This is a genomic window from Acetobacter sp. (assembly GCF_047721705.1).
In the GTDB taxonomy this organism is placed as follows: Bacteria; Pseudomonadota; Alphaproteobacteria; order Acetobacterales; family Acetobacteraceae; genus Acetobacter.
The window spans coordinates 17,247-28,367 of sequence record NZ_JBDNXK010000046.1; the positions used below are offsets into that span (position 1 = coordinate 17,247).

The window sequence follows — 11,121 nt, forward strand, 5'->3', positions numbered from 1 at the left end:
TTGAAAAGGTGGCGGCTATCCGCCACGCCTTTTTACATCACACCCATCTGCCCACGATGACGCAGCAGATGATCCGCCAGAACGCAGGCCATCATGGCCTCCCCCACCGGAACGGCGCGGATACCGACACAAGGGTCATGGCGCCCTTTGGTCACGACCTGCACTTCTTCGCCTGACAGGCTGACCGATGGCACGGGAAGCAGCATGGAACTGGTCGGCTTGACTGCGAAACGCGCCACAATCGGCTGGCCCGTGGAAATACCGCCCAGAATACCGCCAGCATGATTGCTCTGAAACGCGACTTCACCGTCCTGCAGGCGCATGGGATCAGCGTTTTCCAGTCCTTCATAACCAGCCGTCGCAAATCCGTCGCCGATTTCAACGGCCTTCACGGCATTGATGCCCATCAGTGCGCCAGCGAGATCGGCGTCCAGTTTGCTGTAGAGCGGCGCACCAAGACCAGCAGGCACACCCTCTGCAATGACTTCGACCACAGCTCCAACAGACGAGCCTGACTTGCGGATGCCGCCGAGATACTCTTCCCAGACCGGCACGATTTCCGGGTCCGGCGCGAAGAAGGGATTACGTTCGACTTCGTTCCAGTCCCAGCGACTGCGATTGATGGCGTGCTTGCCGATCTGTACGAGCGCTCCACGAATCCGCACGCCATCACCCAGCACACGACGGGCAACAGCTCCGGCCGCAACGCGCATCGCGGTTTCGCGTGCGGAGGAACGCCCACCCCCCCGATAATCACGCACGCCATATTTTGCCTGATAAGCGAAATCGGCATGACCAGGACGGAAGGTCTGGGCGATTTCGCCATAATCCTTCGAGCGCTGGTCAGTATTTTCGATGATCAGCGAGATTGGCGTTCCGGTTGTCACACCTTCGAACACGCCGGAACAGATACGGACCTGATCCGCCTCGCGCCGCTGGGTTGTGAAGGAGGACTGTCCCGGACGGCGTTTATCGAGAAAGGGCTGGATGTCTTCTTCGCTCAGGGCCAGACGCGGGGGGCATCCATCCACCACGCACCCGATGGCGGGTCCGTGGCTTTCGCCCCAGGTCGTCACACGAAACATGTGCCCGAACGTGTTGTAAGACATCCTTTCCCAGCTCCCGTTTTTACTCGCCCGCGACCGAGATATCCGGTGCTTTCGGGTTCTTCATGCCAACAATGTGGTAGCCACTGTCCACATGATGTACCTCGCCCGTCACACCACGAGATAGGTCGGAAAGCATGTACAGACCTGCGCCACCGACATCGCTTAGTGAAACGTTGCGCCCAAGCGGCGCATTGTATTCGTTCCATTTGAGGATGTAGCGGAAGTCGCCGATGCCGCTGGCGGCCAGCGTCTTGATCGGCCCCGCGGAGATGGCGTTCACGCGGATATCGTCCTGACCGAGATCAGCCGCCATGTAGCGTACGGACGCTTCCAGAGCCGCTTTTGCAACGCCCATCACGTTATAATGCGGCATGACGCGCTCGGCCCCGAGATAGGACAAAGTCAGGAGTGAGCCACCTTTTTTCATGAGTGCGGCAGCACGTTGAGCGACCGCCGTGAAGGAGTAGCAGGAAATATCGAGAGCCGTGAGGAACGCCTCGCGCGGCGTATCAACATAGCGGCCACGCAAAAACTGCTTGTCAGCCCAGCCGATAGCGTGAACGACAAAATCCAGTTCGCCCCACTCTTTCTCTATGACGGAGAAGGTCTCATCAATCGCGGCATCGTCGGATACATCGCATGGCAGAACCAGCTTGGAGCCGATGCTCTCCGCCAACGGCCGCACGCGCTTGCCCAGCGCTTCGCCCTGATAGGTGAACGCCAGTTCCCCACCCTGCGCCGCAACAGCCTGCGAGATGGCCCATGCGATCGAACGATCGTTCGCAACGCCCATTACAAGGCCCTTTTTTCCCTGCATGAGAGTGCCGGTGGCCGGTGCAAGGGTATCCTCAGTCATACGAAAACCTCGACTGCTGGAGTGGTGACAAGACGGCAGGCGTCGTTGCACAACCAGCGTGCGGGAACAACCCCGGACCGAACAAGAATCCTTTCCATACGTGACGTGACACGGAGCAAACCGATGACTGACCCGCTTGAGGCCGCCGAAAAGCCACCCCTGATCGACCTGTCCGCCGATCCGTTCGAGCTGTTTGCCGCTTGGATGAAGGACGCGGAGGCCTCCGAGCCAAGTGATCCGAACGCGATGACTCTAGCTACCGTGTCGCCGGAGGGACGCCCTTCCGCCCGCATCATTCTGCTCAAAGGCTTCGACCGTGACGGCTTCTGCTTTTACACCAACCTTGAAAGCCGGAAGGGACGCGAACTGGAAGCCACGCCCGTCGCGGCGCTTCTGTTCCACTGGAAAAGTCTCCGTCGTCAGATCCGTATTGAAGGCACCGTCACGCCAGTGACACCTGAAGAAGCCGACGCTTACTTCGCAACCCGTCGCCGTCTCTCCCAGATCGGCGCCATCGCCTCCGACCAGTCACGCCCCCTCCCCGATCGCGCGACTTTTGAGAAACGCATTCATGACGTGGAAGAGAAATATAAAGGCGAGGATGTGCCACGTCCTTCCAACTGGTCAGGCTTCCGCCTTCATCCCGACCGTTTCGAGTTCTGGCAGGAGCGCCCCTATCGTTTGCATGATCGTGCGATCTGGGTCAGTCATGGCAAGACAGCATGGGAAGTCACGCGGCTTTATCCGTAGGAGCAAGGCACATGACGCAGAGATGATCTCCCGCCCCTTGCGGAATTTTCCGTGATTGTCTCAGCTAAAATTGATGATCTGTAATTTGTGTCAAAATGTGACCGGTGTATTATGGATCGTTCGCAACGCATAAGGACAGATTATGAAACGCTCTCTTCTCGCAGGTTTCGCTGTAATTTCTCTCGCTGCCGCAGGTACAGCAGCCCATGCACAGGAAGCTGCTCCTGCCCCGCAGCAGCAGGGATCGGAACACGGCCCGGAAGCAGTCCATGAAGGTCACGAGGGTGAAGACGCCAACGGTCACGAGAATAAAGGTGGCGAAAAGCACAAGCATGGCCACAAGCACCACAAGAAGGACGGTCAGAAAGAAGAAAAGAAAGAATCTTCGAACTGATCGACTGATTTTTTCAGGCCTTGGCCCGACCAGAAATGGTCGGGTTTTTTATGTGCCTGATCACCTCCACCAAGCCATCAAGCAGATCAGGCGTCTCCGGAGACGCGTCATCGAAGCGCGTCCTCAATCAACTCTTCCAGAGAGAGTTTTTCTTTTTCATTGGTCAGAAGGATTTCCAGAAATCCGTCTACTGCCAGCACAGCGAGCCCATGGACTTTCCCCCACAATGCCGCGCGCGTAGCGGCATGGGAACGTCCGATCTGGGCAGGCCTTACCTCGTCGACCAATTGCGTGAGTATGGCTGATGTGCGAGCGGACGCTGCGGCGAAAGCCGGATCCTGTCGGTCAAGCACGTCGCTGCGAAACATGAGCGTAAAAAGACCCGGGTTGCGCATGGCGAAACGTACATAAGCCACCCCGACCGCATGGGCTCCCTGCTTCATCAAGGGTGTGAGCGTATCCGCCAGTTCCTCATATCCAACAGTCGCCAAAGCACTCAGAAGACCGGTCAGATTACCGAAATGTGGAACCGCGGCCGTGGGTGAGACGCCTGCGTGACGGGTGATGGCACGCAGGCCCAGCGCAGTAATCCCCTCCTCCTCCAGCAAGGTGCGGGCAGACCGAAGGAGAGCAGCGCGCAGATCGCCGTGGTGATAGGTCTTCGCTCGATCGGAACGCGTGGTCACAAAGTGTGCTCCTGCAAACTTTACGCTGTAAATTCTGGTTGACAAACACTCGTAAGCGCCGCCATTCTTTTCATTGTAAAGTTTAAACATTCATGGTGGTCAAGGCAAAGCTGGCTAGCCTGAAAGGATTTTGCGTGTCTTTCCGTCTGATTTCCTCGTTAGTGACCAGCGTGTGTCTTGCCGCCATGATGTCTTCTGGTCACGCTGCTTCTCAGGCGCACCCTGGTTCACTCACTGGTTCGACGACGTTACCTGAAGCTTTCAGTCTTCCCAACGCTGGACGCGCACTGAAAATCACTTATCTTTCCACCAACGGTGTCACAGGGCATGGGCTGGTTCCTGTAACTGCGGAAGTTATCCTGCCTGCTGGCCAGCCTCCCAAAGGTGGCTGGCCTATCGTCGCATGGGCGCACGGCACTGTGGGCGTTGCCGATCATTGCGCACCTTCGGACAATCCGTGGTCAGACCGCAATCGCCGTTATCTCTCAACCTGGATGCAGCGCGGCTTTGCTATTGTCGGCACTGATTATCAGGGGCTGGGAACCGCCGGTGTCCATCCCTATCTGAACACAAAAGTGGAAGCTTGCAGCCTTTTGGATGGTGTACGCGCCGCACTCGCCTCGGTGCCGGACCTCCAGAACAAGATCATGATTGTCGGTCAGTCACAGGGCGGTGGCGCTGCATTCGCATCTGCATCCTATGCGCCAGTGTATGCGCCAGAACTGAATATCCGTGGCACTGTGGCGACTGGCGCCCCCTACATAACACCTGAACTTCTGAAACAGATGACCAGTGCTCCCGCAGCTGATGCCAAAAGCGAGACTTATAATCCCGTCATGGTCTATGCGCTTTATCTGGCGCAGGGTCAGGCCGGATATGACCCGACCTTCAAACCGGAGAATGCTTTTACAGCCAAGGCCATGCCCGCATACCATGCAGCCGCTGATCTGTGCGTTTACCCTTTGACAGACAAAGTTAAGGCCGATGGTCTGACTTTTGGAAACTCCCTTAAACCTGGTTTTGCGGAATCACTCGCACCTGCCTTGGAAGCCATGAAATATCCGACGATGAAACTGGCTCAGCCCCTGTTCATCGGCACGGGGGAACTGGACCGCGATGTGCCACCCCCACTCCAGTTTGGTCTCGTCAAAGCGGCCTGTACCGCTGGAACCGTTGTACAGGCACACATTTACAAGGGCTTGAATCACGATCAGACAGTCAATGCCTCACTTCCTGACTCTGCAGCTTTTACGCAGGCCGTCATGGCTGGTCAGCCAGTAGCCTCTCAGTGCAACCCACAGCCAGAATAGAGACAGCATCCCGAGGGAAATGACGATGCGGCTGTTCAGCAACGAAATGCGCATCGTCCCCAAAACAGATGCACCAAAACGAGCCCTCCATATGGACAATCCATGATGTAATTTCCTAATTAATCACCATGGAAAATACATCATATTCCTACCTGTCGCGTGAAGGAAACCTTGCCAGCATCGCCTCTCTCGGACGGAGTGTGTTTTTTCCTTCGAACACGACTATTTTTGAGCAAGGTTCAGCAGCAAAATATCTTTATATCGTCGGCGAAGGAGTTATCCGTATCTCTCGCCACCTTCAGGATGGCCAACGATATGTCATGGCCTTTCTGAAAAAGGGAGATATATGTGGTGTCCCGGAAACTGGGACTTATCTCAACTGTGCATGCACCCTATCGCCCACCCAATTATTCAAAGTAAATGTCAGTGTATTAGAAAAACGTTCTTCAGATCATGGAGAGTTATTTTCGGAATTACTTCTAAAAACAGTTACACAGATTCGCATCCAGCAGGATCGTCTTATCATGACGGCACGATGTGACGTACCCACCAAGGTCGCCATGTTCCTGCTTGATCTTTGCGAGAATTTTGGATGCTTCTGTGAGAAGACAGGCATATTGACTCTCCCGATGCCCAGATCGGATATAGCGGATTACATCGGCATTGCCATCGAAAGCCTGAGCAGAGCACTTCAGGTTCTTACCAAACAGAATGTAATCAATCGAATTGATTGCCGTCATTTGAACATTGATGTTGGCCGCCTCAGGGCAGCCGCAACGCCCTGAGAGCAATCTGTTTATTTCATACCAAATCAAATTAAGACTTGGCATTTTCGACTGTATCTTCAGATGCCATCCACTGCTTGATAAGGGTGTAAGTGACGGAAAGCAGCATTGGCCCAATAAAAATGCCAGCCAGCCCAAGCGCGGCCAGCCCCCCAATAACCCCCATCATAATCAACACGAGCGGAATATCTGCCTGCTTTCGAATTAGATAAGGACGCAGCATGTTGTCGATCATGATCGTGAGGAACGTCACGCCCAGAAGAATAGCAGCTTTTCCTACGCCACTTGCAAAATAAACCCAGATAACGGCAGGAAAAAGCACAACTCCCGGCCCGGCCTGAAGAAGGCAGGCCATAAAAGTGATGGCTGTCAGGACACTTGCCCACGGGACACCTGTGGCATACATGCCCGCTCCACCAACAACACTTTCCACAATCGCAGTCAGTGTCACCCCTATGGCCACACCTCGTATTGTTCGCACCCCCAGTTCGAGCATTCCCAAACCGTCATCGCCTGCAAGAGTGACAATAAACTTTCTTGAGGTACTGATAAGATATTCCGCTTTCGTCAAAAATGCAGCCAGAATAATCAGCGTAAGAATAAACTGCACTGCCAGCATTCCAATGCTACCCGCATATGACATGAGGTAATGCATGATCTGATCAGGGCGTGGCACAGCCTGTTGCACGATTTCCATGGGCTTCATGGATTGCAGGTGATGCCACCATTTCCTCAAATACTCGCCCACCAGTGGAAGCCTCTGAACTTTATCAGGGAGATCTGGTAGCTTGATATTAGTGATATAAGGGACGATTTCGCTGAATGCATCCATATGCTTCACTACTGTCGAAATAGCGAGCCAGAATGGCAATACAAACATGGCAATAGCAGCAAAAAGCGTGGTGAATACCGCAAACTTGCGACTTCCCCTCAAGCGGGCCTGCAACTGAAGCAATAAGGGCCACATCGTTACAGCAATTGTGCCTGCCCAGATAAGAGCAGGGATAAAAGGCCGTAAAATCCATACAGCGCTCACCACCAACATATTTGCGAGCAATGCGACAAGGACTGGGCGCGTTGGTGAACCCGACTTATCTTTTCCTGTCGTTGTCGCTGGGCACTGAGATTTCATGGCGTAGCTTTCAAGAAAAGACACATTTTACTCTTCACAAACCCAGAAACTGACAAACAAAACTAAACGACGCGCTTGGCGCTTACAAAAACAAACTACATAACTACGATGATTATTTGCCACGCATATTAAAAATTATCAATAACCCAATGTGAATAGGTTTAAACTCGAATTACAATGTTTGGAGCATACCAAACAAGAACCAAGCATAGAAACCGGATAATTCTGAACTCGGCTGACAGAATAATTATTGAGATAAAAATAGAAAATAGTTATTGCATAAATGAATAAATCAGCATGCGCATTCATTGCCGAAATTGAGGCAATGCAGATATGCAAATTATTGGGATATTGAGTAAAATTGGCTATTTACCTTAGAATCACGAAGCCATCTTCTCATTTCGCATTGTATTGTTTCTTTCCGTTACTACATGGCCATTTTCTGCCCGCTATCTTCGGGCTAGTTCATATTCACCACACAAGCAGGAGGTGGATTAATGAGAAAAATTTTACTACTCGCGGCTGCCATGAGTGTAACCGCACCTGTCCTTGCTCACGCCGAGGACAACAACCGCGATCGCTATGAGAACCAGAACGACAACGATTCAAACGGTCGTGGACATGACCGTGGTGAGCATCGTGGTGAACGCGGCAATAACGACTCAAACCGCCAGAACGATGAGTCGCAGAATAACAACGAGCATGGCAATCACCATAAGGGCGGCCATGGCCACCGACATGGAGAAGAAAGCGGAAATCAGGACAACAGCAACTGATTTCCATCAAGGCTTAGGAGGGGATTTTCCCCTCCACCCGATGTGGGCCTAATAATAACTCCCGCTCTTTCAAAGAGTAGTGTTCAAGAATTCGATTTCGTAAACAAATTGTTTATATTCATATAAGAAAGCGTATTCTTCCTAAAATGGCCCCGCATTACAAAATGAAGAATTAAATTGGAAATAAGTGTAAGGAGAGCCAAAGCCCTCCTTAACATAGAACTCAAACAATAAATCTTAGTCAGTATAGCTGAAAATACCGTCGAGATACGCAATACGTTTCTCGACCCAATCAAAAATAAACGCGAATGACCCGCGATCACCAGCGCCCCATAGTTCATATTCGTTCTGAAGTTCGGTATCTCCAAACAGAGCGCTGAACTCAGAGAACATACGGACGATATTATTGACGCTGATAATATCAGCTTCCCGACACTCACGCCAAAACGCACAAAGTTGTGGGGTCATATTTTTCCAGAACAAGTCAAATATGGCAGTACTACCAGTTCCGTATTTATTCCCTGTAGTGACGAGACCAACATTAACAGGATCATTGGTCTTTAGATATCCCTGCCCAAAAGTTTCGTCCAGATCATACCATTTCAGGAACCATTTCCCGCCCCAGTTAACAAGGTAAAGATTATTCGCAATACCGTCAGTATTCGCAGTGATTTCACTGGCTATCATATAGAGAATGACGGAGCGTACATCCCAAATGGTATCAACGGTTGATGCAAAATTTTCCGTACCAGCGGAAACATTTTTCACCCAATTAAACGGCTCAGAACATTTGGCATACTGCGTCGGATATGTAGTAGAAAAATTACTCTGATTAGCATAGCCGTCCATACTGGGGGAAGTAACGTCAAAGAAAACGGGATTAAACCCATTTAGCCAATTGTAAGCACCCCAGCCTGCTGCGCCTGCATGATCGAATTGAAGCATATAATGATCCGGGTTGCTCTCATCAATCAACCAATCACTGTTATCTCCACTGGTCCGATGAATGTATAAGCCTTGATAATTTCCATTAACATATACCTTTACCGGGAAACCATCAGTCCCCATCGGGGCATCGGCTGGCTGACAAAACTCTTTTCCATTTGCCCCCATAGCCTCCAATGGATAGCCCAGATTATCCGGATAAACGCCCACCATACTGATCTGACGAAAGAGGCGATTAGCCACAATATCACGGCACATGGACCGCTCATCATAATAGGCTTTAAGTGAGAGCTTGTCCTGTGCGGGCCACGACCCAAACTTTACGTCTGCCGATTTACCTTTTGAGTTGGAAATCTTTCCGCTGTAACCTTTCTTCGGATCTGTAGCGGAAGATTGCCCCGATACTTTCGCTGCAAACATATAGTTAAATAGATTTTTGCCATCGCGAGAATATTGAATCGCGACACTCTTCTTTCCCGCACTTTGCGTGGTAGGAAGCGTCCCGGTGATATCGGCGCGAATAAGGCCCGTGGGTGCAGATGCAAATGCATGGGATGCACTATCAATAGTTACAGTTGTAGCATCACCAATAGTGGCAATCGATACATTCGCGTTACCACCTTCTAGTGTTGTAGAAATTGTGCTGTCGGTTCCTCGAACATAATAAACCAGATCACCACACGGTGCATCTTTGTCAATATATGGCAGCGAAGATACTGTAGCAATAAGAGGATTATTGTACCATGTCTGTCCTTGTGGGCCTCTATAAATCGTGAAAGTAGGAGCCTTCCCGCCCACAGGATTTGTCGTAATAGAAGGCAAGCCCGTTACTGGATCAACAGTAACTGTTGTGTTCCCCATTGTGAGAACAATTTGCGCTCCCACTGATATGGAAACTGCCGATGGATCTGTGAGATTTGAATTGTTTGTTGTAGAGATAGAAACAGAACCGGCTGCTTTTGGAGTATAATTGACAGTTTGTTCAGCTGCATCATTCTCTGCAAACGTCACAGTTGAAGCACTAAAAGTTCCACCAGCACCATTATCAGTAAGTGTAACAGTAACCGCACTAGACGGTCCATCATTGTTGGGCGTAAGGGTTATTGCCTGGGGGTACCGGCGGTGCCCGTAGCAGTGGTCGTCAATGTGTAAGAAGTTGAAGGAATTGGAGCAGCTGCGACAACCATAGATATTCCAGAAGGATCGACAAGTGAACCATTATTTGTTGAAGAAATAGAAACAGTGCCTGTCGATTTAGGTGTATAGGAAACGTTCTGTTCGGCGGTATTTTTAGCCGGAAATGTCACTGTAGATGGTGTAAAAGTCCCTCCTGCGTTATTATCAGACAAAGTCACGACCACATCATTCGCGGGGCCAGAATTGTTTGGAAGCAACGTAAGTGTTTGAGACACTCCCACAGTCGCAGAATCCGGTCCTGTAAGTGTATAGGAAGTGGATGCTACAATTTCCGTTATTGTGACAGATATAGAATTGGGATCTGCTAATGATCCGTTATTGGTCGTAGAGATAGTTATTACTTCCGCACTTGAATTACTGTATGTTGCAGTCACAATGCTATTGCTGCCTGCGGGAATCGTCACATTTTCAGGTGTAAATGTTCCCCCCGCACCTCCATCAGAAAAGGCAATTACCGTATCTGCTGAAGGTCCGCTATTATTGCCTGAACAGACAATGTGAGGGGAGCGTCAGCAATAACGGAAGATGCTCCACTCAAGCTGTAACTTGTACTGTTAGTGGTCGAACTACCATTCTCCCACCCTGTTATGGAATAAGTGCCATCAGAATTCTTCGTTGCCTTCAACGGCAATGTATATCCAACATTCCCAGATGCATCTTTTCCTTTAATACAATAAAAATAAGGTGATGACCAAATCTCATGAGCGGGATTGTATGAATAACCAGCTGTTGACCATCCATTACTCCAAGTAAATTGCGATTCAGTTTCGTAATTTACTTGTTCCATTGATATGATCTTACTGGGGTTAGACTGGTAACCAATGGTGTATAGATAATGCGATGTATCGCCGTCTCCTCCAGTCAGCGCAACCATTGGAACGGAAAAATTGACATAGTTACCATTAAGGGATGCCTTGGCACCATTAATTGTTAGGTTTAAATTCGTCATATATAAAATCCTTCCTTGCTGCTCAAAATCATGACGCCAGCAAGGCAGCAAATATAACCACACAATATTCCTATTATTTGCGTGATTATATAACAATAAATTCGTCGTTTAATTCCACATTGTTGCCAGAACATGCAACGAATGATCCTACAAACAGTATTTGTAAGCAGGCATCCGCATAATAACCGTCCCTATGGATACAAAAAAATCACAAAACTTATTAAATAATATC

12 protein-coding genes are annotated in these 11,121 nt (G+C 50.3%); 5 read left to right on the top strand and 7 right to left on the bottom strand.

Features of this window, described 5'->3' with window-relative positions:
• Window positions 1–32: 32 nt before the first annotated feature.
• A complete protein-coding gene (gene aroC, locus ABF824_RS09385) occupies window positions 33–1,109 on the bottom strand; it encodes a chorismate synthase (RefSeq protein WP_415488323.1) in 1,077 nt (358 codons plus the stop codon).
• Window positions 1,110–1,128: 19 nt separating this feature from the next.
• A complete protein-coding gene (gene fabI / locus ABF824_RS09390; protein ID WP_415488325.1) occupies window positions 1,129–1,965 on the bottom strand; it encodes an enoyl-ACP reductase FabI in 837 nt (278 codons plus the stop codon).
• Window positions 1,966–2,088: 123 nt separating this feature from the next.
• On the opposite strand from fabI, the gene pdxH reads away from it, so the two are divergent.
• A complete protein-coding gene (pdxH, locus tag ABF824_RS09395; protein ID WP_415488327.1) occupies window positions 2,089–2,715 on the top strand; it encodes a pyridoxamine 5'-phosphate oxidase in 627 nt (208 codons plus the stop codon).
• Between the two features lie 142 nt (window positions 2,716–2,857).
• Window positions 2,858–3,109: a hypothetical protein gene (locus tag ABF824_RS09400; RefSeq protein ID WP_415488329.1), complete on the top strand. Its 252-nt coding sequence runs from the start codon at window positions 2,858–2,860 to the stop codon at window positions 3,107–3,109.
• Window positions 3,110–3,216: 107 nt separating this feature from the next.
• On the opposite strand, the gene ABF824_RS09405 is transcribed toward ABF824_RS09400, so the two are convergent.
• Window positions 3,217–3,795: a TetR/AcrR family transcriptional regulator gene (locus tag ABF824_RS09405; RefSeq protein ID WP_415488331.1), complete on the bottom strand. Its 579-nt coding sequence runs from the start codon at window positions 3,793–3,795 to the stop codon at window positions 3,217–3,219.
• 92 nt (window positions 3,796–3,887) lie between these two features.
• On the opposite strand from ABF824_RS09405, the gene ABF824_RS09410 reads away from it, so the two are divergent.
• Window positions 3,888–5,105: an alpha/beta hydrolase gene (locus ABF824_RS09410; RefSeq protein WP_415488333.1), complete on the top strand. Its 1,218-nt coding sequence runs from the start codon at window positions 3,888–3,890 to the stop codon at window positions 5,103–5,105.
• 128 nt (window positions 5,106–5,233) lie between these two features.
• Window positions 5,234–5,890, top strand: coding sequence for a Crp/Fnr family transcriptional regulator (locus tag ABF824_RS09415; RefSeq protein WP_415488335.1), 657 nt, complete (start codon window positions 5,234–5,236; stop codon window positions 5,888–5,890).
• 31 nt (window positions 5,891–5,921) lie between these two features.
• On the opposite strand, the gene ABF824_RS09420 is transcribed toward ABF824_RS09415, so the two are convergent.
• Window positions 5,922–7,022, bottom strand: a complete 1,101-nt coding sequence (locus ABF824_RS09420) for an AI-2E family transporter (RefSeq protein WP_415488345.1) — start codon at window positions 7,020–7,022, stop codon at window positions 5,922–5,924.
• 497 nt (window positions 7,023–7,519) lie between these two features.
• Here ABF824_RS09420 and ABF824_RS09425 point away from each other — a divergent pair, with 497 nt between their 5' ends.
• On the top strand, window positions 7,520–7,798 hold the full coding sequence (locus ABF824_RS09425) for a hypothetical protein (protein WP_415488337.1): 279 nt from the start codon (window positions 7,520–7,522) through the stop codon (window positions 7,796–7,798).
• A gap of 237 nt (window positions 7,799–8,035) precedes the next feature.
• On the opposite strand, the gene ABF824_RS09430 is transcribed toward ABF824_RS09425, so the two are convergent.
• The 3 genes from ABF824_RS09430 to ABF824_RS09440 form a co-directional block, all read right to left on the bottom strand.
• Window positions 8,036–9,754, bottom strand: coding sequence for a CotH kinase family protein (locus ABF824_RS09430; protein ID WP_415488339.1), 1,719 nt, complete (start codon window positions 9,752–9,754; stop codon window positions 8,036–8,038).
• A gap of 89 nt (window positions 9,755–9,843) precedes the next feature.
• On the bottom strand, window positions 9,844–10,098 hold the full coding sequence (locus ABF824_RS09435; RefSeq protein WP_415488341.1) for a hypothetical protein: 255 nt from the start codon (window positions 10,096–10,098) through the stop codon (window positions 9,844–9,846).
• Between the two features lie 293 nt (window positions 10,099–10,391).
• Window positions 10,392–10,889, bottom strand: a complete 498-nt coding sequence (locus ABF824_RS09440) for a hypothetical protein (protein ID WP_415488343.1) — start codon at window positions 10,887–10,889, stop codon at window positions 10,392–10,394.
• Between the last annotated feature and the right edge of the window lie 232 nt (window positions 10,890–11,121).

Bases quoted from the DNA above. Each gene is read 5' to 3' on its own strand.
- pdxH (WP_415488327.1), top strand. From the start codon at position 2,089: ATGACTGACCCGCTTGAGGCCGCCGAAAAGCCACCCCTGATCGACCTG.
- ABF824_RS09400 (WP_415488329.1), top strand. From the start codon at position 2,858: ATGAAACGCTCTCTTCTCGCAGGTTTCGCTGTAATTTCTCTCGCTGCC.
- aroC (WP_415488323.1), bottom strand. From the start codon at position 1,109: ATGTCTTACAACACGTTCGGGCACATGTTTCGTGTGACGACCTGGGGC.
- ABF824_RS09440 (WP_415488343.1), bottom strand. From the start codon at position 10,889: ATGACGAATTTAAACCTAACAATTAATGGTGCCAAGGCATCCCTTAAT.
- fabI (WP_415488325.1), bottom strand. From the start codon at position 1,965: ATGACTGAGGATACCCTTGCACCGGCCACCGGCACTCTCATGCAGGGA.
- ABF824_RS09425 (WP_415488337.1), top strand. From the start codon at position 7,520: ATGAGAAAAATTTTACTACTCGCGGCTGCCATGAGTGTAACCGCACCT.
- ABF824_RS09415 (WP_415488335.1), top strand. From the start codon at position 5,234: ATGGAAAATACATCATATTCCTACCTGTCGCGTGAAGGAAACCTTGCC.
- ABF824_RS09410 (WP_415488333.1), top strand. From the start codon at position 3,888: ATGGTGGTCAAGGCAAAGCTGGCTAGCCTGAAAGGATTTTGCGTGTCT.
- ABF824_RS09420 (WP_415488345.1), bottom strand. From the start codon at position 7,022: ATGAAATCTCAGTGCCCAGCGACAACGACAGGAAAAGATAAGTCGGGT.